Genomic DNA, 26,340 nt, shown 5'->3' with positions numbered 1-26,340 from the left:
GGCCTCAAAATGACATCATCCATCATATGGCTACTGCTGACAGTACTGATTTCAGTCAATGTCCTTCTGTTTCTTTTTGTATTGATCAAGAAGATGATTATGAACAGAGTTAATCACCTAAAAGAACCTGTAAGAAGAGAATATGAAGAGGCCTTCGTTAGATTTATTGCCGGGCAGGATGATTCTCTTTCAATAAATCCACAGACGATAGTTGAAAAGAAAGTTTTTCGATCACTTCTTCTTCAATACAATATGTATATCGAACAAAATCGGTTGAAAAAGGTGCTGGAGTTAGAAGAAGGTCAGGCCGTTGAAAAAGATGTAGAGAAACTGATTAAAAGCAGAAACGTGTGGAACAGGAAGATCGGAATATATCTGGCTGGTGAATACAAGTTGACGTCACTCACTCCTGTAATTAGAAAACAACTGAATAAAAGTGACCATGACCTCCTGTTCATCACATCAAAGGCATTGATCAGTCTGGCCGATGACACATACCTTAAGGATATTCTTAATGCAGTTACCTCCAAAGATGAGCTGACTAGAAATCAGATTCTGTCCTTGCTGGAGGGGGTAAGAGGAGACATTCGTGGAATTCTTGAAGAAGTCGTTGAAACCGGTGAAGAAGGCCTTAAAGCGATTGCGGTCGAAGAAGCTGGAAAGAGACAGTATAGCGAAAGTGTTGACTGGATCACAGAGTTGATTCAAAGTGGAGATAAGGAACTTAGAATTGCAGCTTTGAAGGCCAGTTACAGTATCGGTCATATAGAAAATGAAGCTTTTTTGAAGGCTGTGTTTTCTGCAGTCAGAGATGAATATTGGGAGGTCCGGGCGTTTCTGGCCCGTTTTTTGAGAAAAGTAGCGTCGGAAAAATCAGTAGATGTTCTTGTTGAATATATGCAGGACTCCAGCTGGCATGTCCGCCGAAACGCAGCTGAGTCGCTTCTTCACCATGATGAATTGGGACGTACAGCACTGATCAGACTGCTGGACTCGGAAGATACATTTGCCAGAGAAACAGCTCGTGCGGTATTAGACAAAGATGCACTGTCCCGTTCATTTTAGTTGTTGATCAGGCAACAGCTGGTCAGTTTGAGGTAGAAGACAAGGTTAGGAGACTTACATGTACGCTATAGCAGAATTTTTAAGTGCATTTATAATTAGATTTAACTATTTTGTTCTATATTATATGGTCAGTATCAATACGTTCTACGCCATCCTCTTTATTGTGGCCATCAGAGCCTTGTACATTGACCGGAAAAAGAAACGCTACTGGTCATATACGGATATGGAGGGATCAGCCTATACTCCTCCTTTATCCATAGTTGTGCCAAGTTACAATGAAGAGGAGACAATTGTTGATAATGTTAAAGCTCTCTTGAGTCTGGAATATAATGAATTTGAACTCATTATAGTAAATGACGGATCAAAAGATGATACCCTCGGCCAGCTGATAAGGGAATTCGATATGGTAAAAATGGACATGCCCTACCGGAAAGAAATCAAGACCAAAGAAGTAAATGGGCTGTATTTATCCGCCTTATTTGAAAATATCGTTGTCGTAGATAAAGCTAACGGCGGAAAAGCCGATGCTCTTAACGCAGGCATCAATATGTCTAAATACCCGATCATCACATCGATCGATGCGGATTCCATTATTGAAAGAGACTCGCTGATCAAAGTAATCAGACCTTTTGTGGAAGATCCAACGGTTGTCGTTTCAGGTGGCGTCGTAAGACCGGTCAACGACTGTACCGTGGACAAAGGATTCATTGAAAAAGTAAGGTTGGCCAAGAGCAACCTGGCACGATTCCAGACAGTAGAATACTTGAGAGCTTTTCTCTTCGGACGTCTGGGTCTGGGAAGCCTCAATGCGCTTCTCATCGTCTCAGGTGCCTTTGGTGTCTTTAAAAAGACCACGGTCATTGACGCTGGAGGGTACACGGAGGATACCATCGGAGAAGATATGGAACTGATCGTTAAAATTCACCGAATGATGCGCGATAAAGGAAAAGACTATCAGATTGTCTTTGTTCCTGACCCGGTCTGCTGGACGCAGGTACCCGAAGATACGGCTGTCCTTAAAAGTCAGAGGAAACGCTGGCATATTGGACTCATGGACAGTATGATCAAACACAAGAAAATGATGTTCAATCCAAAATATGGAGTGGTTGGTATGCTGGCTATGCCTTACTACTTTTTTGTTGAGATGCTTGGAGCAATAGTGGAAACCTTAGGCTATCTGACATTTATCGCTTCTTTCTGGCTGGGACTCATTAATTTTGAATTCTTTACTCTTTTCCTGGCTGTATCCATTTTATATGGGATTTTTCTTTCGACGAGTGCCATTCTTCTGGATGAGTATAATTTCTCAAAGTATTCGGAAATTAAGGAATACTTGCTGCTCATGCTTTACAGCATTATTGAAAATGTGGGTTACAGACAGCTGACTGCCTGGTGGCGGTTCAGTGCATTTCTGACCTATAGAAAGAAAAGCAAGGTGTGGGGAGATATGAAGCGTACCACATTCAGCAAAGAACAGTAACAGCGAAGAATCTATTGTGGTATAGTTAAGACAATCATGATGGACAATTGGAGGAGTGGCTATGCTTCATTTTCAGAATGGAAATCTCACGGTATTCAAAAGTACATTATTTCAAACGACCACAGTAATCATTGAAACAGAACAGGCGATAATCATGACTGATCCAAACTGGCTTCCTGAAGAAGTGAAGGAAATCAGAAGTTATATCGATGAGCGCCTAGGCGACAGAAAACTTTATATCATTTATACACATAGTGATTATGATCATCTGATAGGTGCTGGTGCTTTTCCGGATGCGTTTGTTATCGCCTCGCGAGCTTTTCATCATAATAAACGAAAAGACCAGATCGTTGATAAGATGAAGGCATTCGACCGGAGCTATTACATTGAAAGAGACTACGAGCATTGCTACCCGACCGTCGACCGTCTGATAACGACAGATAATGATCTATTGAAGCTGGGTGAGGTGACGCTTAAATTTTATCTTTCCCCAGGCCACACGGAAGATGGCTTGTTTACGATAGTTGAACCCTACTGTTTCTTTTTATCAGGAGACTATCTTTCTGATGTAGAGTTTCCATTCATCTATAGTAGCTACAAAGATTATAAGAGGACAGTGAAGAAAGCACAATCGATCATGGATAATTACAACATCAGCTACCATGTGCCCGGACATGGAAATGTGACTGACTCGAAAGAAGAGGTCATGGACAGGCTGAACTTTTCAGATCACTACTTAACCAGCTTGACGACAGATTTTGAGAAACTGGAAGATGAGTGCAGAACGCGCTATACTTTTTTCGAAGGCATGAAAGAGAACCATCGGAAGAATTTTGACTTAGCTGCTTCTGAATTGAAGAACAAGAAACGATAAGAGGAGGTCGGACACTAGGAATGGCAGTGTCCGACTTTTTTTACTAGCAGTTAGTTTTTACAACATCAGCAAACTGACCATCAATGAGTCTCATTAAATCATCCGGACTGATTTCAACTGATACCCCGACTTTACCGGCACTGAAAATAATCGTATCGAACTGTTCTGCAGAGGAGTGAAGGACGGTTTGGAAAGTTTTTTTCATTCCGATGGGGGAGCATCCCCCGTGTACATAACCAGTCAGAGGCAGAAGTTCTTTCTCCCTGATCATGCTTACGCTTTTCTCATCGACAGATTGTGCTGCTTTTTTCAGATCCAGTTCTTCATTGACTGGAATGACAAAGACATAGACTTCATTAGATTTTCCTCGAGTAACTAGTGTCTTGAACTGCTGGTCAGGATTATTGCCCATTTTTCTTGCAACGTCTGTTCCACTGGAGACATCTGAGCCGAAGTAGTGGTGTTCCTTGTAATCAATGTTCTGCTGTTCCAATTTTCTGATGACATTTGTTTTGACTTGTTTACTCATGCGAAATCCTGCCCTTCATTAAATAGATCGACTGTCCTGCTTATTAGATATCTGTATGCCTGGTACGATTATCTCTAAACTATAAAAGAATGACAAGAACCCTTTTTAAAGGGGCGGGTTATAGAAGAGCAGGAAAAAAGCACGCAGTCTGCTTCAGCACAGAATAGATGTGCTAATAACAGACAGGTGCTTTAAAAAAATTACTTCATTATAAAGGCAAACTCAGGATACCCACTTCCTGTAGTCTAGACCTTACTCTTCCTCTTCAGTCTCTGTCCCGTCGCCTGAATCAATATCGGTGTCTGTTTCGCCATCAGTTCCGTCGTCTCCATCGATGTCGACATCGACATCCAGATCGGCATCATCGCCACCATCATCAATCTGTTCTTCCGTCTGATCACCATTATCCGTGTCAGTAGGGGTTCCTCCATCCCCCATGAAGAACATGACGACGATTACTCCGACTATAATGACTAGTGCAATCAGAAACAGGGCAAAGAGACCGGTGCGTCGATTTTCTTCACGTCTATGCGGATCGTTATTTCTGTCTGCCAACTATACCACTCCTTTTGTTTGATATAGTAAGATTATCATAATCATGCAGCAAGCTGTAATAAAATGCTTTAAGAAAAAAACCAGCTAAGATGATCTTTAGCTGGCAGTAAAGTCGTTTTCGTTACGGGAGGCTTTTTATCTTTCTCAGATGACAGGGAAGTACAATTACGCTACGTTATGTTCTATTTCTACTGCTGCTCGTTCTTGTAACGGTGGTATTCTTGGGACAGTTAGAGGTGATACAAGAAAGGTTAAAGCCATGAAACCAGCTAAGACTAATGCAAAAACTTTTTTATGTTTTTTCATGAGAATCCTCCTTATTTCTGCGATAGTTTGTTGTTAATTTCCGTCAGTGCCAGCTGAGAAAAAGATAAAAGTTTTTTGTTGTTTTGAAGCTTGAAAATACTGGAAGAAAGTTCAAAACATTCTTTAGAATCGACTAGATTACCTAGTTTATAAAAAATGTGTCCTTTAGTATGGTGGTAATCACCTAGGGAATAAAGGGAATTATTCTTAACAAGCATGTCAATTCCCTCGGATACATACGATAATGCTTCTTTATTTAAATCTTGTTGTTCTAATGAAAGTGCATAGTTTAAGGTGATTTTTGCTCTAATTTCAAAATTAATGGTTTCATCCAAAAGGTCAATACCCTTTTTGTAGACATTCATTGCTTCTTCGTACTGTTCCTTTTTATAATACATAACTCCACGTGTATTGTAAACTTCAACAGCTAGTTCAGTTTCAACATCATCAAGATAAATGCCATTGAGTATCTCGAGAGCTCGATCTGCATGATCATTTAAATGATACTGAAGTGATGCCTCGATCATTGCAAAAAAAACTTTATCATTGACATCGCGAGAGCTATTAATTAATAGCTTGTGATGATCAAGCAGTAATTCTATTGTTTTGTAGTCTCTGTTCAGAGAGTATTGGCGGATGTTTTTCTTAACATCCTGCAGCTCATTCTTTTTACTGTTGTCGTGCTCAGCTTTGATCAGTTCGTTTTCTTCAAGACCCAGCCTTTGTTCGAGCTTATCAAGAATGGCTTTTTTCGGCACAATATCTCCTTTTTCCACACGGCTGATCAGAGCCTGTGCACAGATATCTTTTGCCAATTGCTGTTGAGTCAAACCAAGTTCTTTTCGTTTGATTTTTATGATTTCTCCTAATTTCATTTTCATCCCACGCTTTCTATATATATGGAAGTATAAGTTATTGGAAGCCGTTTAGCAATCAAAAATATTAAATATTATTAAAAAGATTTATTCTTAATAAAAATGCAATAATTTGACAATAAAAAACAGACACGGTATAATTGCTTCGAATTCGAAATAAATTGCTCAAATGCATTATCACCTTTATAGTAAAAACCGCCTGAGCAAGCTCTATATGAGAAAGATGAGTTTGAATAATATTTCACAAACAATGGTAATAAATACAGGAGGAGATTTATAATGAAAGAATTGACAGGGATTCATCATGTTACAGCAATTACCAGCAGCGCGGAGAAGATTTATGACTTTTTTACGCATGTTTTAGGACTTAGACTGGTTAAGAAGACAGTCAACCAGGATGACATTCAGACCTACCATCTCTTTTTTGCAGACGAAAAGGGGAGTGCAGGAACAGATATGACTTTCTTCGACTTTCCTAATATTCCAAAAGGTGTCCACGGAAATGATGAAATTTCAAGAACGTCATTTAGGGTGCCGACAGATGAGTCGCTCATATACTGGGTTAAACGATTTGAGAGACTAAGCATTGATAATGATGGAATACAGGAACAGTTCGGGAAAAAAATACTGAGATTTACAGACTTCGATGATCAGCAGTATCAGCTGATCTCAGATGAGAAAAATGAAGGAGTGGAGTCTGGAACGCCATGGCAGAAAGGACCGATTCCTCTGGAACATGCTATTACTGGACTGGGCCCGATCTTCCTGACTTATGCTGACTTCGATTACATCAAAGCTGTCCTTGAACAAGTATACAATATGAGAGAAATTGGACAAGAAGAAACCTTCCATCTGTTTGAAATGGGCGAAGGTGGAAATGGTGCTCAAGTCATTGTTGATGTTCAGGAAAACTTGCCAGTGCATCGTGAAGGATTCGGAACAGTTCACCATGTGGCGTTCAGAGTGGACGATAAAAAAGCAATTGAAGACTGGATCACTCACTATCAGCAGTTCCAGCTTCCTAATTCAGGATTTGTCGACCGCTTCTTCTTCCAGTCCCTGTATGCGAGAGTAACGAGAGGGATTTTGATCGAACTGGCTACAGATGGTCCAGGATTCATGGGCGACGAACCTTATGAAACATTAGGAGAAAAACTGTCGCTTCCTCCATTCCTAGAGAATAGCAGAGAATCGATTGAAAGTCAGATCAGACACTTCGATACAGTAAGAAGCACAAAGACATATGAAAAAGAATAACAATTAAACAATAAACAGCAGAAAACCAGAGCTTTAAAAGCTCTGGTTTTCTGCTGTTTATTATGATTAAAAACAAGGCTATCCTCTATACCCATGAGGATGAATTTTATCGGTGATGCTGCTTACCAGTTCAGAATGCCGATGATCAGCACTACGAGTATGGCAATTGGCGCAATGAACTTCACTGTGAAGATAAAGAGCCCTGACCATGCAGTTCCGCTTGTATCTGTATGAGTTAGGATATCCTCTTTCTTCCAAGTCCAGCTCACAAATAGTACTGTGATCAAAGCACTCAATGGAAGGAGTAGGTTTCCGGTGAAGCCATCAATGAAGTCCAGGAAACTGTCTCCCATAATTGTTATTTCCATGGCTCCTTGGCTTAATGAACTCAATACACCCAGGAGAGAAATAACAACGCCGACAATCAAAGTGACTGCTCTACGGGACATATTCAACCGACGCATAAAGTATGATACGGATACTTCAAGCAGTGAAATGGCTGAAGATAGAGCCGCTAATGAAAATAAGATAAAGAATACGAGGCCGACAATCGTTCCAATGCCACCTAAGGCTTCAAATATATTAGGAAGGACGATAAACACAAGTCCCGCCCCTTCAGCAGGATCAAGTCCGAAAGCGAATAACGCCGGGAAGATGATCAGGCCGGAAATAATTGCAAACACAGTATCCAAAACGATGACAATCGCAGCAGCAGAAGTCAGACGCACATCGGGATTCAAGTAACTGCTGTATGTCAGCATAATACCCATTCCAAGACTTAAGGTAAAGAATGCCTGACCCATGGCAGTGAGATAGATATTAGGGTCAGCGAATGCGCTCCATTCTGGTTTGAACATGAAATCCAGAGCTTCTGCAGTTCCACCGAGAGTCAGGCTGTATGCAGCCAGTATGATGACTAGCACACTCAGGATAGGCATCATCCATTTGCTGGATAACTCAATTCCTTTCTGAACCCCGATAAAGACTATGCCTATAGTCAGAGCCATGAAGATGAACTGCCAGACTATAGGGGATACAGTGCTGCCTATGAAGCCTGAAAAGAATTCAGAAGAATCTCCAGTAATGCCTCCAGTCAGATACTCGAAGGTGTATCGCAGTGACCAGCCTCCGATTACGCCATAAAATGACAGAATCAGAAAGGCTGCCAGCACACCCAGTCCTCCAGCTATAAACCAGGGTGATTTTGGAGCAAGCTTCTTGAACGCTTGAACGGCATCAGCCTGTGAGCGGCGTCCGATAGAGAATTCAATCAGCATGACAGGAAATCCGAGGAGCAAGACGCTTAATAAATAAATAATCAGAAATGCTGAACCTCCGCCTTCCCCCATGGCGTATGAAAATCGCCAGATGTTTCCCAAACCTACTGCAGAACCCATAGTAGCTAAAATAAAGCCCCAGCGGGATCCCCATTGCTCTCTTTTTTGTTCCATTATAATTAAACACTCCTTTTCTTTATGTAATGAACAACATTAAATTAGTATACATCATAAATGAGTATAATTGAATTATTTTCTAATCTTTTGCTCATTTATAAAAAACTTAAAACGAACCTCCTTTTGAATGCGTTTTACAAAGTGAGTGTAACGCTTTATATTAAGCGGAACAAGGGCAAGTTTCAGCATGTAAATGATGAAAAATAGTGATTAAATACACAAAGTGACATTAGAACGTGAAAAGGAAGCGTTTGCATATAGAAAATAATGATTGAGGTATAAAAACTTTTGATACCATAAAGAGTCATTATTTTCAGAAATCTAGTAATTAAAGGGAACTACAATAAAATGAGAATAGTCTGAGTATAGATAGAATTTATAGCACTATAGGTTTTAAGTATTTGAAGTTAAATGAATATAAGGTAAACTTAAATTAAGCGTTTACATAAAATAGGGGGATTATTTATGCATACTGTAGCAGTTGCCGGGGGCTCGAAATCGGAGATTAAAGAGCTGGTCCAACTGAGTCTTGAAGATTGGGGAGACCAGGTGAAATTTATTGTATTTGATACTGAAGATAATATTGATTTAGATGACCTGTGGGAGTACCGGGGGTATTCATCCGAAGAAGAAATGATTAGAGAAGCCGTCAGGAGCGTCGCTTCCGGAGAGTCAGGTATTCTGCTTAAAGGTGGGATAAAAACGCATACCCTCTTGAAAGAAGTTCTCAAAAAAGAATATAAGCTTAAAAAGCAGGACCTTCTGTCGCACGTCGCTTTAGTTAATCTGCCGGCGCTCGATCGGCGTATTCTGCTGACGGATGCCGGGATGAATATTACTCCCGATGATGATCAGCTGGAGCAGATCATAAATAATGCCATACAAGTCGGCCAGTCCATAGGATTGATTAAGCCCAAAGTGGCACTGATAAGTTCTGCTGAAAATGTCAATCCTAAGATGCCTTCATCATTGACGGCTGACCGGTTGACGAAGCGGTTTAAAGACCATAAAGAAGCGACGGTATACGGGCCCATATCACTGGATCTGTCTCTTTCTGAAGCAGCAGTAGCAAGTAAGAGATTTACTGGTCCAATAGCCGGAGATGCGGATATCCTCGTCGTTCCTAATATCGATGTCGGAAATGTCCTGTACAAAACGTTTCTTCTATTTGGCGATGCAACGATTGGTGGAACGATTGTAGGAACAAACGTACCGATCGTTCTGACCTCAAGAAGCGATAAGGTCAGAAGTAAATTATATGCCTTGCGGTTTGCCTTGATGCAGGCCGAGAGTAATCAGTAAGTCATTAGCAGGAGGATTTAAATGAAAGAGTATATACTAGCAATCAATCCAGGTTCCACATCTACCAAGGTATCATTGTTTAATGAAAAGGAAGAAGTAGCAACAAGGACCATCAGGCACAGCACAGAAGAAATTGGTCAGTTTGACGGCGTCATGAAGCAGAAAGCCTTTCGAATGGAGCTGATTCTTTCATTTCTGTTAGAAGAGGGGTTCACGGTAGAGACATTAAGAGCTGTAGTAGGAAGAGGCGGTCTTCTTAAGCCCATACCCGGCGGTACTTATTTAGTAGAGAAAGACATGCTTAAAGACCTTGAAGAAGAGAAATATAATACACATGCATCTAATTTAGGAGCTGTACTGGCTTATGAAATTGCAGAATTGGCAGGAGTCGAAGCCTACATTGTTGATCCTGTCGTTGTGGATGAACTGAACGATGTCGCCAGAATTTCAGGTCTGAAAGGGATCGACCGGAGAAGTGTTGTACACGCCTTAAACCAGAAAGCGGTTGCGAGAAGGGTTTTAAGAGAAAAGGGAAAGACATACGAGTCGAGCAGGTTGATCGTGGCCCATATGGGTGGAGGTTCAAGTATTGCCGCACACGATCAGGGGCAGATGATCGATGTAGTCAACGGACTGGATGGGGAGGGCCCCTTCACTCCTGAACGAACGGGCGGACTGCCCCTCTATGACTTTGCCAAGATGATTCTGGAAGAAAATTTGAATCTGGATGACATTAAAAAACGACTCGCAGGAAAAGGTGGCATGTACGCGTACTTAAAAGAAATCGACCTGAGGAATGTTATTGAGCGCATCGATAATGGCGATGAAGAAGCAAGACTCATTCTGGAGGCGATGACCTATCAGCTAGCGAAAGCCATTGGCGAAATGGCAGCTGTTCTTAAAGGCAGGGTAGATCTTATTATTCTGACTGGGGGAATCGCCTATGCTAAGCTTGTAGTAGAACAAATCAGTGAGCGGGTGGACTGGATTGCACCTGTAATCGTCCATCCCGGCGAAATGGAAATGGAAGCACTGTTTGAAGGCGTGATTCGCGTATTAAATAATGAAGAACAGGTGAAACACTATTAAGGAAATGTGAGGAGAACGTTATGGCGATTGAAACAGAATTACTGATTCTTGGCGGAGGCACCGGTGGATACGTTGCAGCTATCCGGGCAGCCCAGAAAGGCTTGGATGTTGTCCTGGTTGAAAAAGACAAGCTGGGAGGCACCTGCCTGCATCGCGGTTGTATCCCGTCCAAAGCTCTGCTGAAAAGCGCAGAAGTTATGGATACCTTCAAAATGGCAGATGAATTCGGAATTGAAATCGGAGAAACGGCGCAAGTCAATTACTCGAAAGTGACTAACCGAAAAGAGGCCATCGTTGATCAGCTGTATCAAGGGGTTCAAGGTCTGGTTAAGAAAAATAAGATAAAAGTCGTTCAAGGCAAAGGAGCAGTACTCGGACCATCTATTTTCTCTCCGGTATCCGGTGCGGTGGCTGTTACCTTTGATGATCCTGACAAAGAAGAAGAGATCTACGTTCCTAAGAAACTGATTATTGCGACAGGCTCTGTTCCTAACTCTCTGCCGCACCTGCCTCTTGATGAAAAAATGATTCTGTCTTCAGATGGGATGTTGAGGCTTCAAGAACTGCCTGAGCGTATGGCGATCATTGGTGGAGGTGTCATCGGAGTTGAATGGGCTTCCCTGCTTCACAGTCTAGGTGTTGAGATCACGATCTTTGAAGCCCTGGACCGCCTGGTAATCAATGAGAGTAAGCAAGTATCCAAGGCCCTACAAAAGCAGTTCAGTAAACGAGGAATCGATGTCAAAGTCGGTCAGCTTGTTGAACAGGCTGAGATTGCAGACAGAACAGTGTCTCTCACCATTAAAGGAGAAGACAAGCCACTCGTAGTGGATAAAGTCATGGTCGCAATTGGACGTAAGCCTGTGGTGGAAGGCATCGGTCTTCAGAACACTTCAGTCAAATATGATGCAAAAGGCATTCACGTCAATGCCCATTACCAGACGTCCGAGAGCCATATTTATGCCATTGGCGACTGCATCGACACCCTTCAGCTGGCTCATGTGGCTATGAAAGAAGGAGAGCTGGCGGTGGACCACATTGTCCATGATACTAGTGAGCCGATCAATTATGTCAACGTACCCAGATGCACCTATACGTCTCCGGAAATAGCCAGTGTCGGCTATACTAAAGAGACCGTTCCAGAAGGGAAGAAAGTAAAGACTGGAACCTTCCAGTTCAATTCGAACGGGAAAGCACTGATCGGAGGTAAAACGGACGGCTTTGTAGAAGTAATCAAAGATGAAAAAACGGATGATTTAATTGGAGTATCCATCATCGGTCCCCATGCAACGGATCTGATTTCTGAAGTGAGTACAGCTATCTATATGGATGCCAGCCCAATTGAAATCGGCGAGGCGATCCATCCTCATCCGACTTTATCTGAAGCCATTCAGGAAGCCGCTCTGGATGTATACAAATTAGCGATTCATAAATAAGAAAGTGAGTGAAGAAGCGATGAAAAAACTGGAAGAATCTGGTTTAACAAAACAAGAAATCATTCAAGCCTACAGACATATTCTTATGGGGCGCCGGCTCGATGAACGCTTATGGCAGCTGACACGGATTGGGAAGACCTCCTTCAATATCTCCGGTCAGGGACATGAAGTGGGACAGGTAGCGATGGCGATGGCATTCCAGCCTGAAAAGGATTATTTCCTCCCTTATTACCGTGATATGACTGCGTGTATGGTCTGGGGGATGACAGCTAAAGACATTATGCTTGGATCGCTCGGTAAAGAAGATGATCCTTCGTCTCACGGCCGGCAGATGCCAAACCATTACGGCTCTAAAGAGCATAATATTGTGTCCCATTCATCAACGGTTAGTACACAGTTCCCGCTCGCTACAGGAGTGGCTTATGGGGCACAGCTGAAAAAACAGGACTATGTCACGTTGACCGCTACCGGTGAAGGATCTGCGAACCAGGGCGAAGTGCAGGAAGCGATGAACTTTGCAGGAGTTAAGAAACTGCCGCTGATATTCGTCATTGAAAATAATGGCTATGCTATCTCCGTAGGCACGGATGAACAGTATGCCAATGAAACGATGGCAGAACGTGGACCTGCTTATGGATTCCCGGGAAAAAGAGTTAACGGCAATGACTTTGTCGAAACCTATCTGGCATTCAAAGAAGTTGTAGAGCGTGCGCGCAGCGGAAAGGGGCCGGCGCTTATCGAACTGATGGTATCACGGCTAACCTCTCACTCTGCTGACGATGACCACACCGTCTACCGTTCCAAAGAAGATATTGAAAATTTGAAGAAAAACGATGGGCTTCTGTTCTTTGAAAAGCAGCTGATCGATGAAGGGTATCTGACCCGTGAAGAAATGACAGACATTGATACTGAGCTGAAAAAAGAGATCAATAAAGCGACAGACGAGGCAGAAGAGATGCCGGAACCGACGGCTGACACTATTCTTGACCACGTTTATGCAGAAAAATAGATTCTGAAAGGACGGAAGAAGCCTATGGCAATGATGACGTATTTAGAAGCCATTCGAAAAGGAATAGAAGAAGAAATGGCACGTGATGAAAATGTAGTGATCTTCGGCGAGGACGTCGGAGGAGTAAAAGGTGGTGTGTTCGGAGTCACAAAAGGACTGGCTGAACAGTTCGGAGATCACCGTTGTTTTAATACACCGCTGACAGAAGGTGAGATTGGTGGACTGGCAGTAGGACTCGGACTCGTCGGCTACCGGGCGATCGGAGAATTCCAGTTTGCCGACTATATCCTGCCTGCCGTCAATCAATTGATATCGGAAGCGTCACGTATGCGTTACCGTACGAAAGGAGACTGGACAGCACCGATTGTCTACCGTGCACCTTATGGAGGTGGAGTGAGAGGGGGGCTGTATCACTCTCAATCTACAGAAAAGGTCCTGTTCGGTCAGCCTGGACTGCGTATCGTTACGCCATCTTCTCCACATGACGCCAAAGGACTGATCAAAGCGGCAATCCGCTCTGACGACCCTGTTTTGTTTTACGAGCATAAACGGTTGTATCGCCTACTTAAAGAAGAGGTATCCGATGACGATTATGTCGTACCTCTTGACAAGGCAAATGTCGTACGCGAAGGTGAGGATATTACGGTCATCGGCTATGGCATGGTTCTGAATCATGCATTGAAAGCAGCTGAGACGCTGAGCAAAGAGGGATACGAAGCAGAAGTTGTCGATGTGCGTTCCTTGTATCCACTGGATAAGGAGACGCTGGTCAAAGCAGCGAAAAAAACAGGTAAAGTCCTACTGGTTACAGAAGACAACCTGGAGGGCAGCATCATGAGCGAAATATCAGCGATTATTGCTGAAGAAGCGCTTTTCGATCTGGATGCACCGATCAAGAGACTTGCCGGGCCGGATTCTCCAAGCATGCCGTACGCTATTGCGTTGGAACGCGAATTCCTGGTTAACGAAGAAAAAGTGACGAATGCTATGCGAGAACTGGCAGAGTTTTAAGGAGGATCAGTTGATGAGTATTGAAATTATTGAAATGCCTCACCTAGGTGAGAGTGTAACCGAAGCCTCCATAGCTGCATGGCTGGTTTCAGAAGGAGATCGGATCGAAAAATACGACCCGATTGCAGAAGCAGTGTCCGACAAGGTGACAACAGAGATCCCTTCCAATTATTCCGGAATAGTCAAAGAATTTCTGATAGACATAGACACGGATGTTGAAATAGGCACACCAATGGTGAAAATTCAGACAGATGAAGAAGGAGAGGATGAGGGAGAGAATTCAGAAAGCTCGGAAACAGGAATTGAAACAGGTGAGGAGTTCACTGACCATATCAACGAGGAAATCGTCAAGGAAGCGGAAAGGGAACCGATGGAGCGACAGACGACGAGTGATGAGAAGCAGTCGCCTCCAAAGGATACCCAGAGAGATTCCGATAGTACGACCCGTTATTCTCCGGCAGTTGTTCGTATTTCACAAGAGCGGGGCATCGATCTGTCCCAAGTTGAAGGTACAGGGAAACATGGGCGAATCACTCGAAAAGATGTGCTAGCATTCGATGTAGACAGTCAGAAACCTGCTGCGCAACAGTCTACTGATAAGAAAGAAAATCGATCTGAGGAATCAATTCCAGTTGAAGCAGAACCGACGCGTCCTAAAAAAGCAGCACCGGCAGCTTCACTTCTGCCAAATGGCGACGAAGTGGTTCCCGCTGATGGCATACGCAAAGCCATTGCCCGGAAAATGGTTCAAAGTTCAACTGAGATCCCGCATGCCTGGCTGATGGTCGAAGCAGATGTGACCAATATCGTTAAACTGAGAGAACAGACAAAAGCTACATTCAAAGAGCAGGAAGGCGTGTCACTGTCCTACTTCCCGTTCTTTGTAAAAGCAGTCGTTCAGGCACTTAAGAAGCACCCAGTTATTAATACCTCGTGGGACAATGGAAATATTGTCTATCATAAAGACATCAATATTTCGGTTGCGGTCGCTACTGACGAGCATTTGTTTGTTCCTGTTATCCACCAGGCTGATCGCTACTCACTGAATGGCTTGTCCAAAGAAGTCAGTCGCCTGGCAGGACTCGCCCGGCAAGGCAAGTTGACCACGTCAGATATGCAAGGTGGAACGATGACCGTCAACAACACTGGAAGTTTCGGATCAGTCCAGTCGATGGGAATTATTAATCATCCTCAAGCTGCGATCCTGCAGGTGGAAAGCATCAATAAGCGATTTGTTCCTACTGAAGAAGGCGGCTTTAAAGCAGCAGATATGGTCAATCTATGTCTGTCGATCGACCATCGGATCATTGATGGGCTGCAGGCTGGACGTTTCCTTCAGACTGTAAAAGAAAACCTCGGCCGATTCTCTGATGAATCCGATTTGTATTGAATAAAAAAATCCCCCTCGAGGTGAGAGGGACGTAGGATGGGTTAAGGGAGTCAGTTCTTCTTAATCTCAGCAATGAGTTCTTCGATCGCTTTAGTCGGAGCTTTGCCTTTCTTTAAGGCGATACCGATTGAAAAATAATCATTCTTATCTTTTAGAGGAATCCATTTCAATCCATCGAGAGCTCCGATCGAGCGATACTCAATAGGCAGCAGACAGATCGAATTAAGCGTCTGCAGGCTGTATAAAAGAACCTGCAAGTCATCATGGTACATGACAATATCCGGTTCGAATCCGAGGTGACGGCTGCGCTCCAGTAGCATCTGACCAAGCATGAAATTCTCGTTCAGTGTAGAAAAACGCTGATTTTTCAAGTCTATAAAGGTCAGTTCTTCGGCATCAGCCAAGGGATTCGTTTCAGGCATAACGACATGCACATTGTACCCTTTTGTCGATGTATTCAGAGCTTCGATCGAAATGGCGTTCGACTGGGTATTCGGAAATGATACGAGGCCAATATCCAGCTCGTCATTCGCCAGCATAGTCTGTATTTTACGTGATCCGTTTTGAGTAATGATCAGATCGACATTCTGATGTGTAGCGATGAAGCTTGATATCTGTTCCATATACTGTACGGCAAACAGAATAGTCAAGCCTAGCCTGATGGTTTCTTTTGTATCCGCTTTCATATGCTGGATTTTATGAACCAGATCGTCAAAGTCGTTCACTATCTGCGTACCTTTCTTATACAGCAGTTTTCCGGACCGGGTCAGATTGAACGATTTGTCATGAGGGTTGAACAGATGGGTATTCAGCTCGGATTCAAGCTTTTTAATCGTAAAAGACAAAGTCGGCTGCGTCACGAATAGGTTGCGTGCAGCTTGCGATAAGTTTTTAGTGTTGGCGATCTCTATAAAATATTTTAACTGTTTAATATCCATCGGATCCATCCTTATTATTAATATGCTCGTCTGTTCATTATACATGACTTGAGTAAACGGCAGCATAAAATGAGTCAGTTATTACCTAGTTTTAACGGAATTATATCTAGTCAAATTTAAAAACAGAAAGGAAGTAGACAAATGGATATTTTTAAAGCACTGGAAGAATATGACTACGAACAACTGATTTTTATGAATGACAAAGAGACAGGCCTGAAAGCCATCACCTGTATTCACGATACGACATTAGGCCCTGGCCTTGGCGGGTCGCGTTACTGGACATATGAAAAAGAGGAAGAAGCGATTCTGGATGCCATGCGTTTGGCTAAGGGAATGACCTACAAAAATGCTGCAAGTGGACTGCCCATAGGCGGAGCGAAAACGGTAATTTTAAAGAATCCAGATAAAGAAGTAAACAAAGAGGCAATGTTCAGAGCATTCGGACGATTTGTCGAAGGGTTGAACGGCCGTTACATAACTGCGGCGGACGTCGGCACAACTGAAATCGAGATGGATTATATTTATCAGGAAACGAACTATGTTGCAGGAACTGGACTCAAACCGGGAACGTCAGGTAATCCTTCTCCTTCAACTGCTCATGGTGTTTACGTGGGGATGAAAGCTGCTGCTAACAAAGCGTTCGGCTCCCCGTCGCTCGAAGGCAAACGTATCCTGATTGAAGGTGTCGGTAAAGTTGGTTACATTCTAGCAGAAAAAGCTATAACAGAAGGGGCTCATGTCATAGCTGCTGATCTGTTTGAGGAACCAAGAAAGCGAGCACGTGATTTAGGATGCCAGATCGTTGCTTCTGATGACCTGTTTTCAGTTCAAGCAGATATTTATGCTCCTTGTGCTCTTGGAGCAACGGTCAATGATGACAGTCTTGAACAGATTAAAGCCGCTGGAATAAAAGTCATTGCAGGAGCCGCCAATAATCAGCTCAAAGAAGCTCGGCACGGAGATAAACTTGAAGAAATGGGACTTATCTATGCTCCGGACTACATTATTAATTCAGGTGGAGTCATTCAAGTGGCAGACGAGTTCAACGGGGGCTACAACGAAGCACGTGCACGTATGTCCATCGACAGAGTGTACGATCAGATTGAAAAAGTATTTGCCATCGCAGAACGTGACGGCATTCCTTCTTACAAAGCGGCGGATATCCTGGCAGAAGAACGGATTGCTGCAGTTAGAGGCACTCGAAGCATATTTAATCCGCATACAAAATCGATTCTGAACCGTTAAAAATATAAGTTAGGAAAGATTACAATAAACCACATGATCCGTCAGATCTTCATTTAGGCAGTTAAGTCTGTTTTGAAGGTGGACAGATCATGTGTTTTTTACTATTTGAGTATTTTTGGATCCAAGGACTGAACTCATATAATTTAGGCAATAATAAAAGAACCAAAGGTGTCATCAGATGGATTATAAAAGTTGAATGGTCCAATTCTAAGAAAGAGATGATTTATGCTATAATAGACAAAAATTAGGGATAGGGTGGCTCAAGGCAATGCATTCACGATTACTTGAAAAATACGGTGTCATAACTAAAGTAGCAGGATCTGATTATAATTTCAGGTATCAGACCGCAGGAAGCAAAGTGGCTGACGATATGAACAGGCTTTTAAATGAAATAGATTCCGACAAACCGGATGAGATTTATACGGGACAACAGGTCCATAGTGCAAATGTCACCTATGCGGATGGATCAAACGGCGATTCATTTGTCTTCGGCAAGACATTCAAGGAAACAGACGGTCTGCTGACAGACAAAAAAAGAGTCGGCTTGCTTATCAAGTATGCGGACTGTACACCGATTATTCTTTATGATCCTGTGCATGAAATACTGGTCAATGTCCATTCGGGTTGGCGGGGGACGACTCAGCGCATCACCACTAAAGCGATAGAGAAGATGATCAGTAAGTATAATACGGATCCTAAAACGTTGATTGCTTACGTCGGACCATCAATCGACCAAGATAATTATGAAGTGGGGCCGGAAGTATATGAAGCATTTGCCGGATTTGCCGAAAGGGATCAGTTTTTCAGGAAGACAGGGGCTAAATATAAGATGAGCATGACGGATGCGAATCTGTCGATATTGAAAGAAGCGGGAATCAAAAATGAAAATATAGAAGTAGAGCGGGCCTCGACATTCACAGATAAACGGTTGCATTCAGCTAGAGGAGAAGGGGCCAGCTATCAGCTGAACGGACTTTTTGCCATGATGAGCTGATCGATAAAAAATAACGCTGCCGATTGCTGGAAGCAGAAAAATCAGGGTATTCTATTCCTGACTCTCTGCTGACCAATCGGCAGCGTTTTATAATGTATCTAGTCCATTGATTAAAGCGGTCAGAACAGGATCGATATAGACTTCTGGTGCTTCAGCCTGTGAAGACTCACAGTAATTCTTGGTCATTCCCAGTAACGCATGGGTCAGCATTCTAGCCAGCTTAAGATGAACCGAAGATTCTATCCCAGGTTTATGGAGAGCCAGATGTGAAGATAGAATATCAATCAGATGAGAAAGAATCACCAGGGCGATCATCTCAGACTCCTCCGATCCATCTGAATACGAATCGAGTGTTTTTTCGAAACGAATCAGTGAACTAAAAAGTTCTCTGAGTGTATCTTCAGTCGACAAATGCTCTTTGATATCAGGATGACTGTTGCAGCCAAGGTTTGACCGCAAGGCTTCACTGACGACCTGCTCAAGCAAGTCATATTTATCTAGAAAATGATTATAAAAGGTGGCCCGATTGATCCGTGCTTCTGTAGTGATATCTTTAACGGTAATAGAGGAAAATGGCTTTTTTCCTGAAAGAAGAACAAAAGCATCGATAATCTGTGTTCTTGAACGTGTCACACGGGGATCTTTTTTAACTTGCACTGTACTTGTCTGCCTTTCTCTTGGAATGTTAAACAGACGGATATGTCTGTTATCTAAACAACACATCTACTATACTGTTGGTTTATTTTCAAGTCAAGCTGTCATATAATAAGCAATGCAGCTGACTTACGAATAGTTAGCATTTAAAGGAGGAGTTTTTTATGGTAAAGATAGGAATTATAACGGGTAGTACACGAGATACACGTGTCAATAATCAGGTGGCTGAGTATGTACTTGAAAAAGCGAAAGAGGTACAGGATGCAGAGTTTGAAATCGTAGATATCAAAGACTACGATCTACCGATGTTCAACGAGGCCCTTCCGCCATTAATGGCAAACAAGCAGTATGGCAAAGAAGGCAATCAGAAATGGTCTGAGAAAATCGACTCACTCGACGGGTTTATTTTCATCACACCTGAATATAACAAGTCGATCACTCCGTCATTGAAAAATGCAATTGACTACCTTGCTTCCGAGTGGGGGAATAAAGCGGCAGGAATCGTTGGTTACGGGTCGACCTTAGGGGTAGCGGCGACTATCAGTCTGCGTACGATTCTATCTAATGCCAACGTGGCTACAGTAGGACCTACCGGTGGATTCAGTCTCTTCACTGACTTTGAAGACATGACAACATTCCGTCCCTCAGAAGTACACAACCCGACAATCAAATCTGTAATCGATACAACTGTTTCATGGAGTCGTGGACTGAAAACAATCAGATGATAATAAATACACTAAACAAGATAAAAGAAGAGTCGCTGACCAGGTCAGGACTCTTTTTTGATAAAGTTGTCGAAAAAACTGGACTTACTGGTCCATAATTCATAAACCCATTAATAGATAGAAGAAAAAGAGGCGGATGCCTCTTTTCAAATAGAAATCTTTTGACTTTTAGAATGATTAAGAACCGAATGCCTCATAAAGTAGAGATATGGGGTATTCGCATCCAGAATAAAAGAACGAATGCCTCATAAGATAGAAATATGAGGTATTCACAACTAAAAATTAAGATGAATGCCTCATAAAACAGAGATTTGAGGCATTCGCCAACTATATGGATGAGATCAAAGAGGCGGAAGCCTCTTTTCCGATCGAAAGTGAGGCATATAGAAGACTCGAATGTGCCATAAATGGATATATGGACTGTTCATTTCGAAAAAAGGTGGTCGAATGTGTCATAAATAACTATATGGTGTATTCACGGAATGAAAACAGGTGCGAATGGTTCATAAACAGATATATGACATTCATCTTTAAAAAATGAGACTTGACCAGAATCGATCAGAATAACGTCTACCGGAAAATCAGGCCAGTTGTCTTACTCTCTCTAGAATACAGCCTGTGTATACTAAAACTGGTTTACTTCAGTAATCGGGACTGATAAACTAACTGAAAGAACAAGGAGTGCCGCATCCTTAACTAGGAGACCGATCACTCAGTCAAAGGAGTCGGAATATGAGAAATAGAGTGAATAAATGGCTGGTCGCGGGTCTGTTCATCAGCCTGATCATGATAATCATCGGTTATTTCCTTTGGGCGATTGATGTTCCTGTGGATGTGCTTGCGGGACTTACTTCAGAAGAAGTGAACCAGATGCAGCAGGAACTGGCTTTAAACTATTCAGCTGGATTTTTTCTGTTGAATCTGGGCTTTGTCACTTTTACAGGAACATTGATAGCATTAGTTATCAGAAAACTTTTGGATATTTTTACTGACAGGTAAAAGTGTATTTTACAGTCTCCTTACAAAAGATGATTTGCATCCGATTCCATTTGAATTAAATGAAAGATGCTATACACTAGAGGTATCTCAAACAGAAGGAGTGAAGTGAATGGAACAGCAAGTGTACACCACCTATTGGCAGAATCGGCTGAGTAATGTAAAAAAAGAGCACGGGAGTTACGAAAACGAGGAAGAGGCAATTAAGGGAATCAAAGCCTGGTGGGAACTTCATAAAGAAGCCTACCCGCATGCTGAGTACAAACGGACCAATTCAGGTGCTCTGGAAATTATTTATAATGATGATAATCACTTTTATCGCATCGAGAAACGCAGCATAGAAGGAAACTTACCTAGTCGGAAATATAAACTACGAAAACCCGGAGAGGTGGAAGCTCTGCGTTCCAAACACAGCCTTCACGAGGAAGCCTATCTTTTTGAAGAACTGGCAGAACCGTATCAGGACAGATTAGTACAGGCTATGGCTGACTCTATGAAACTCAGAAATTACGTATATGATTCAGAAGGCAGACCGATCAGAAAGTTAAATGAAAAATAATCGTATTCACTAAAGCACCCCTTCCCATGGTGGGGTTGCTGAAGGAAGCAGGAGGAGATGTCACATACAAGAAATATGGCGGACCGGAAATGAACACCTCCCGCACATTTTTCATTGTAATATAAACCTTGAAGAAGCGAAAATTTGTAATCGTGAGAAATCAGATTTAATCAAGCAGCATTTAAACAGATAAAGAACAGGCCAGAATCCAATTATGGACTTTGTCCTGTTCTTTTACGTTTTTTTAGAACGTCCTGCTCTATTATCTATTATCTGTTTATTAAATCCTCTTGAGGAATAAGGCTGTTCCAGATAGTATTGATCATTTCAACAGTCGATCGAGGAAGATCAGAGAAGTAGGTGCTGAGTTCATTGTAATTCGATATTAAACGATTGCGACGTCCTCGGTCCGTTTTCAGATTATTAGCTCCTTTAATCGACTCGGAAATATGAGTATGGACAAACTGCTTGATGATATTTTCTTTCTCTTCTAGTAGACGATTCTGAGCTTCGATGACATCATCTCCTTCAGCTACCAGGAAAGAATGATTCTGAGTTAAACTGACTAGGGTTGATAAAGACATTTCAGCCTCCTGAAGTCTCGGGAAAAAGACATCGGCATTATTAGTGTCTGTCAGATAGCGCATGGACTGGTTATAGTTATGAAGGCAAGATCTGGCTTCATCTTGAATAGCCAGCATTTCTTTCACAGTATATTGTTCAGTAATTACGGTGCGAGTGATTATCTTAGTATCTGAAGAGTCTTTTCTGATGACCCGTCGGATCCATTTTTCCACTGGGTTTCTGACAGTAACTGTTTCCTGCTTTTTCTCTTTTTTCGTATATCCAATAGCTTGTTCACTTTTAATAGAAGAGGTTTTCGTAGAGGTGTCTGAAGGTGTGGACAGTTTAGATAATGGATTGATTCCCACGGTAGTTTTGTTATAAATCTTATTATAGACGGCTCGTTTAGGATTTTTCACGTACCCCATACCTTTTTTCCCATACAAGGGATTTACTGAAGATTTTACTTTACGTTTAATCTTTCCAGTAGTTCGAGCTTTAATGGTTTTTTTCAGGCTCGGTTTTCTTACACCAAATTTCATACAGCCCCTCCTTTTAGTTATTACAATATTAACCTTAGCATATTGTTGGTGAGGTGTCAGTATTACTCATAGGATTATTAGAGAAGTATTCCATTTTCATTATCAAGCTGCAGTAGCTTATACTTAAAGAGATCAATAAAGTATCTAGGAGGTGCCGATAAGTGTTTACTCAGAAAAGACTGACGGAAGCATATAAGAATGCAAAGAAAATGTACTTCGACGATCATTCCCGTATTGTGTTCATGAGCGATGCCCATCGTGGGGATGGAAGTACATCTGATGAATTTTTAAAAAGCAGAAATTTATTTGTACATGCATTGAATGAATACTATGAAAATGGCTATACATTTTTTGAAGTTGGGGATGGAGAAGAACTGCTTGAGTATTCAGAAATGGAGCATATCAAAAATGCTCATACGGATACATATCAGGCCATTAAGAAATTTTTCGATAAAGACCGTTATATACGTATATTCGGCAACCATGATATCTATCTGGATAATCCCAAGTATGTTAAGAAGAATCTGTTTATCAACTATGACGAATATAATGAAGTGTTCTATGATTTTCTAAAGGGGATCGAACCCCACGAAGCTGTTATCCTCAAACATCGTAATACAAGTCAGGAGTTGTTTGTCCTACATGGTCACCAGGGGGATGCACCAAATGATCAGTTCTGGTTCTTTACTATGTTGTCAATCAAATATTTCTGGCGTTTTTTCCACCGGGTAGGAATCAAGAATCCGGCGAGTCCAGTCAAGAACGTAACTAAACGACATAAGATCGAACGCAACTACAGTAAATGGATCGAAAAGCATAGACGCGCACTGATCTGCGGGCATACACACCGATTTAAATTTCCGAACAACAAACAGATTCCCTATTTCAATACAGGGTGTGGTATCTACCCGGCAAGCATAACTGCTCTGGAACTGACGGAAGGAATGCTACGGCTCGTGCGATGGAAGGAAAAAGTTAATGAGAATGGGGTTCTGCATATCAAGAGAGAAACAATGAGAGGACCTGAACCAGTTGAAGCCTTTGATATCAGGAAGCCTAAGGAAGTAGTCGAATATCTTGCCGAGGTGAAAATTCAGAGAACCAAGAAAACGAGAGAAACCAGAGCCGCATTTAGAGAAGAAGAAATGGAAAACGATAACGAAGATTAAGTTGATCAGATTTCACAATCAGCAAGCAGCTGCCCGATGATTGACTTGTTAGTGTAAAAAGATTACCAGGTAATTTAGTCGAAGGATAAGAACATAATATTATATTTAAGGATCTAATCATTCTACTCCTGAATATTTCGTACGTAAACTCACAATAGTTGTTAGAAAATGAAATTTAGATTATAATAGTGAAATATGTGTAATTATAATCACGTACTAGGAGGAATGAGTTATGACACCAAATATGGTGGGATTTAGTTTTCTGATGATCGGGGTATTTCTAATTATCGGAAAAGTTGTGCGCCTGCATACGAAATGGTTGCGCAATCTGTTTTTACCCAGTTCGATCATCGCAGGATTTATTGCTTTGTTTTTAGGTCCTGATGTCCTGGGGCGATTGACGTCTCAATTTCTGGAGCAGGAGTCCGTATTTTATAATGGACTGATTCCTGATTTTATTCTCGATGTGTGGCGTCCTCTCCCAGGCATGTTCATCAATATCGTATTTGCCGCTCTTTTCTTAGGTAAGAAAGTCCCCGGAGTCAAGAAAATATGGAATGTGGCAGGTCCTCAGATCGTAATGGGACAGGCAGTTTCGTGGGGACAATATGTAATCGGACTACTGCTTACGTTGCTGGTCCTGACCCCTTTATTCGGTATGAATCCCCTGGCTGGAGCACTGATCGAGATCAGTTTTGTAGGTGGTCATGGGACAGCTGCCGGATTGGCCAGCACATTTGAAAACCTTGGCTTTGCCGAAGGGGCAGATCTCGCTCTCGGCTTAGCTACAGTCGGTATTTTAGTTGGAGTTGTTGCAGGAATCATCATCATCAATATTGGATACCGAAAAGGCTTCGCTAAACATGTCGGAGGGAAAGATTACTTTACTGAAGAAGAAAAAGAACGTTTAGGTGAGTCTCACGGATTCGAAATGGAACCTCAAGTGAAAGAAGCCAAAGCGATCGAACCACTTGCCTTTCACTTGTCACTCATTGCATTTGCAATAGTGATCGGTTATGTCCTGCAGCAAGGTCTTATCCTGCTGGAAGCCAGTACATGGGGAGCGTGGACAGATGTAGTCTTATTCCCTTATGTGCCCCTGTTCCCGCTCGCTATGATCGGTGGAGTCATCGTTCAGATTTTCTTCGATAAGCTAGATATTCATATGTATATTGATCAGAACCTGATCAGCAAAATATCCGGATTTGCTCTGGATGTGCTTCTTGTATCTGCGCTGGCTACATTATCTCTGCAGGTCATTGGAGAAAATATCCTGGCGTTCCTCCTGCTGGCAATCGTCGCTACAGCCTGGAACGTCTTTGCATTCCTGTACCTCGGTCCACGGATGATTCCGGAGCACTGGTTTGAAAGAGGACTTGGTGATTTTGGACAGGCAACGGGTATGACAGCGACCGGACTTCTACTGATGAAAATTGCCGATCCGGAATATCAGACTCCCGCGCTGATGGGATTCGGCTACAAACAGATCCTGTTTGAACCTTTCGTTGGAGGGGGACTGGTGACGGCTGCATCACTGCCGTTCATTTATCAGTTCGGCCCCGTAGTATTCCTGATTATTTCGACCGTCATCACCGTGTTCTTCCTGGTCTTCGGGCTGGTTAAATTCAATCCGAAAAGAAAAGGAAAAGCCCAGACAGCTGAACAGACTAATTAAAACTTAAGAATGATTAACCTCATCTATGGAGTAAAAGCCTGCTCTTATCCGGATGAGGTTTTTCTTTGCACCTGTCAGCTCGATCGTTTCTACTGTCTTTAGGAAGGAAATGATCAAATTAGGTCAGATTTGAGCTTCTCAAATCTTCTGATTATAAAATGCTTCAAATAGTGCAGAAATGTTACGATTGTCTGAGAGACGGGTCACGTCAGGTCACTTAAGGAATGTAAAAGTCGAAAATAGGTGTCTAAATGGCAGCTCATCACCAATTAGAAACAGCGAACTACAGCTATGACTGCTTTTAATTACAGTATAAAGACTAAAGTGAGTACTGAACTCAAAGTAATGCGTGTTTAACTGAATTATATGGATAGGGAATTTTGTAAGATACAGTTAGAAGGGGTCTAGCAGTAGTTTAGTTATAAAGATTCTTTCAGGGCTATAACTAGAACCTCTATAGCGGTATTTGTGACAATAATTATCGATGGAGATGCATCTAGATCTGTTCTGATGGGAGTAAGTGAAGGAATTTGTGCTCGCAGCTGCAAGTAGAATTATCTTAGTGACAGTTTATCCCTCTTCCGGCTGTAATAAATTGAATCATTAACGGCAGGATGACCTAGATGTAAAAATACTTAGTGTCTGAT

The 26,340-nt window shown here is 42.2% G+C and carries 25 protein-coding genes; 17 read left to right on the top strand and 8 right to left on the bottom strand.

What is annotated here, in order from left to right:
* The first annotated feature begins 9 nt into the window (after positions 1–9).
* The 3 genes from BLR76_RS04110 (at position 10) to BLR76_RS04100 (ending at position 3,419) form a co-directional block, all read left to right on the top strand.
* The gene (locus tag BLR76_RS04110; RefSeq protein ID WP_091265808.1) at positions 10–1,065 is read left to right on the top strand and encodes a HEAT repeat domain-containing protein; all 1,056 of its coding nucleotides are present in this window, start codon (positions 10–12) and stop codon (positions 1,063–1,065) included.
* A 58-nt stretch (positions 1,066–1,123) separates the two neighbouring features.
* Positions 1,124–2,545, top strand: coding sequence for a glycosyltransferase family 2 protein (locus tag BLR76_RS04105; protein WP_091265806.1), 1,422 nt, complete (start codon positions 1,124–1,126; stop codon positions 2,543–2,545).
* A gap of 61 nt (positions 2,546–2,606) precedes the next feature.
* Positions 2,607–3,419 (top strand): MBL fold metallo-hydrolase, encoded by an 813-nt coding sequence (locus tag BLR76_RS04100; protein WP_091265804.1) that lies wholly within the window; start codon positions 2,607–2,609, stop codon positions 3,417–3,419.
* A gap of 43 nt (positions 3,420–3,462) precedes the next feature.
* On the opposite strand, the gene ybaK is transcribed toward BLR76_RS04100, so the two are convergent.
* The 4 genes from ybaK to BLR76_RS04085 all read right to left on the bottom strand — a co-directional run bounded on the left by ybaK (position 3,463) and on the right by BLR76_RS04085 (position 5,690).
* Positions 3,463–3,948: a Cys-tRNA(Pro) deacylase gene (gene ybaK, locus BLR76_RS04095; protein WP_091265801.1), complete on the bottom strand. Its 486-nt coding sequence runs from the start codon at positions 3,946–3,948 to the stop codon at positions 3,463–3,465.
* Positions 3,949–4,200: 252 nt separating this feature from the next.
* Entirely contained in the window at positions 4,201–4,503 is a 303-nt protein-coding gene (locus BLR76_RS04090; protein ID WP_091265799.1) for a hypothetical protein, read from the bottom strand.
* A gap of 165 nt (positions 4,504–4,668) precedes the next feature.
* Positions 4,669–4,809, bottom strand: coding sequence for a hypothetical protein (locus tag BLR76_RS11760; protein WP_176759602.1), 141 nt, complete (start codon positions 4,807–4,809; stop codon positions 4,669–4,671).
* Between the two features lie 11 nt (positions 4,810–4,820).
* Positions 4,821–5,690: a helix-turn-helix domain-containing protein gene (locus BLR76_RS04085; RefSeq protein WP_091265796.1), complete on the bottom strand. Its 870-nt coding sequence runs from the start codon at positions 5,688–5,690 to the stop codon at positions 4,821–4,823.
* Positions 5,691–5,960: 270 nt separating this feature from the next.
* On the opposite strand from BLR76_RS04085, the gene BLR76_RS04080 reads away from it, so the two are divergent.
* Positions 5,961–6,941 carry a ring-cleaving dioxygenase gene (locus BLR76_RS04080; protein ID WP_218121391.1) on the top strand — a complete coding sequence of 327 codons (981 nt, stop codon included), beginning with the start codon at positions 5,961–5,963 and terminating at the stop codon, positions 6,939–6,941.
* A gap of 122 nt (positions 6,942–7,063) precedes the next feature.
* On the opposite strand, the gene BLR76_RS04075 is transcribed toward BLR76_RS04080, so the two are convergent.
* Complete coding sequence (locus BLR76_RS04075; RefSeq protein ID WP_091265792.1) at positions 7,064–8,392, bottom strand: sodium-dependent transporter; 1,329 nt, start codon at positions 8,390–8,392, stop codon at positions 7,064–7,066.
* Between the two features lie 468 nt (positions 8,393–8,860).
* On the opposite strand from BLR76_RS04075, the gene BLR76_RS04070 reads away from it, so the two are divergent.
* The 6 genes from BLR76_RS04070 to BLR76_RS04045 are packed head-to-tail and all read left to right on the top strand — an operon-like array spanning position 8,861 to position 15,632.
* The gene (locus BLR76_RS04070) at positions 8,861–9,697 is read left to right on the top strand and encodes a phosphate acyltransferase (RefSeq protein ID WP_091265789.1); all 837 of its coding nucleotides are present in this window, start codon (positions 8,861–8,863) and stop codon (positions 9,695–9,697) included.
* A gap of 21 nt (positions 9,698–9,718) precedes the next feature.
* Positions 9,719–10,786 (top strand): butyrate kinase, encoded by a 1,068-nt coding sequence (gene buk, locus BLR76_RS04065; protein ID WP_091265786.1) that lies wholly within the window; start codon positions 9,719–9,721, stop codon positions 10,784–10,786.
* A gap of 20 nt (positions 10,787–10,806) precedes the next feature.
* Positions 10,807–12,222, top strand: a complete 1,416-nt coding sequence (lpdA, locus tag BLR76_RS04060) for a dihydrolipoyl dehydrogenase (protein WP_091265783.1) — start codon at positions 10,807–10,809, stop codon at positions 12,220–12,222.
* A gap of 19 nt (positions 12,223–12,241) precedes the next feature.
* A complete protein-coding gene (locus tag BLR76_RS04055; protein WP_091265835.1) occupies positions 12,242–13,231 on the top strand; it encodes a thiamine pyrophosphate-dependent dehydrogenase E1 component subunit alpha in 990 nt (329 codons plus the stop codon).
* A 24-nt stretch (positions 13,232–13,255) separates the two neighbouring features.
* Positions 13,256–14,242, top strand: coding sequence for an alpha-ketoacid dehydrogenase subunit beta (locus BLR76_RS04050; protein WP_091265780.1), 987 nt, complete (start codon positions 13,256–13,258; stop codon positions 14,240–14,242).
* A gap of 13 nt (positions 14,243–14,255) precedes the next feature.
* Complete coding sequence (locus BLR76_RS04045; RefSeq protein WP_091265778.1) at positions 14,256–15,632, top strand: dihydrolipoamide acetyltransferase family protein; 1,377 nt, start codon at positions 14,256–14,258, stop codon at positions 15,630–15,632.
* Positions 15,633–15,682: 50 nt separating this feature from the next.
* Here BLR76_RS04045 and BLR76_RS04040 read toward each other — a convergent pair whose 3' ends face one another.
* Positions 15,683–16,570, bottom strand: a complete 888-nt coding sequence (locus BLR76_RS04040; protein ID WP_091265775.1) for a LysR family transcriptional regulator — start codon at positions 16,568–16,570, stop codon at positions 15,683–15,685.
* Between the two features lie 141 nt (positions 16,571–16,711).
* Between BLR76_RS04040 and BLR76_RS04035 the strand changes: the two genes are divergently transcribed.
* Positions 16,712–17,815, top strand: coding sequence for a Glu/Leu/Phe/Val family dehydrogenase (locus BLR76_RS04035; protein WP_091265770.1), 1,104 nt, complete (start codon positions 16,712–16,714; stop codon positions 17,813–17,815).
* A gap of 268 nt (positions 17,816–18,083) precedes the next feature.
* Positions 18,084–18,809, top strand: a complete 726-nt coding sequence (gene pgeF / locus BLR76_RS04030; protein ID WP_091265767.1) for a peptidoglycan editing factor PgeF — start codon at positions 18,084–18,086, stop codon at positions 18,807–18,809.
* A gap of 87 nt (positions 18,810–18,896) precedes the next feature.
* Here the strand turns inward: pgeF and BLR76_RS04025 are convergent, their stop codons facing one another.
* On the bottom strand, positions 18,897–19,442 hold the full coding sequence (locus BLR76_RS04025) for a TetR/AcrR family transcriptional regulator (protein WP_218121390.1): 546 nt from the start codon (positions 19,440–19,442) through the stop codon (positions 18,897–18,899).
* A 185-nt stretch (positions 19,443–19,627) separates the two neighbouring features.
* On the opposite strand from BLR76_RS04025, the gene BLR76_RS04020 reads away from it, so the two are divergent.
* From BLR76_RS04020 to BLR76_RS04010, 3 genes are all read left to right on the top strand, one after another.
* The gene (locus BLR76_RS04020) at positions 19,628–20,188 is read left to right on the top strand and encodes an NADPH-dependent FMN reductase (protein WP_091265762.1); all 561 of its coding nucleotides are present in this window, start codon (positions 19,628–19,630) and stop codon (positions 20,186–20,188) included.
* Between the two features lie 732 nt (positions 20,189–20,920).
* Positions 20,921–21,187, top strand: a complete 267-nt coding sequence (locus BLR76_RS04015; protein ID WP_091265760.1) for a hypothetical protein — start codon at positions 20,921–20,923, stop codon at positions 21,185–21,187.
* Between the two features lie 109 nt (positions 21,188–21,296).
* The gene (locus BLR76_RS04010; protein WP_091265757.1) at positions 21,297–21,743 is read left to right on the top strand and encodes a hypothetical protein; all 447 of its coding nucleotides are present in this window, start codon (positions 21,297–21,299) and stop codon (positions 21,741–21,743) included.
* Positions 21,744–22,012: 269 nt separating this feature from the next.
* On the opposite strand, the gene BLR76_RS11995 is transcribed toward BLR76_RS04010, so the two are convergent.
* Positions 22,013–22,849, bottom strand: coding sequence for a hypothetical protein (locus BLR76_RS11995; RefSeq protein WP_218121389.1), 837 nt, complete (start codon positions 22,847–22,849; stop codon positions 22,013–22,015).
* A 161-nt stretch (positions 22,850–23,010) separates the two neighbouring features.
* On the opposite strand from BLR76_RS11995, the gene BLR76_RS04000 reads away from it, so the two are divergent.
* Both BLR76_RS04000 and BLR76_RS03995 read left to right on the top strand, forming a co-directional pair.
* Positions 23,011–24,018 carry a metallophosphoesterase gene (locus tag BLR76_RS04000; RefSeq protein WP_218121388.1) on the top strand — a complete coding sequence of 336 codons (1,008 nt, stop codon included), beginning with the start codon at positions 23,011–23,013 and terminating at the stop codon, positions 24,016–24,018.
* 232 nt (positions 24,019–24,250) lie between these two features.
* The gene (locus BLR76_RS03995; RefSeq protein WP_091265755.1) at positions 24,251–25,693 is read left to right on the top strand and encodes a sodium/glutamate symporter; all 1,443 of its coding nucleotides are present in this window, start codon (positions 24,251–24,253) and stop codon (positions 25,691–25,693) included.
* Positions 25,694–26,340 lie beyond the last annotated feature (647 nt).

The organism is Alkalibacterium thalassium (assembly GCF_900101165.1).
GTDB classification, from domain to species: Bacteria; Bacillota; Bacilli; order Lactobacillales; family Carnobacteriaceae_A; genus Alkalibacterium; species Alkalibacterium indicireducens.
This window is presented reverse-complemented; position numbering and strand designations above follow the sequence as displayed.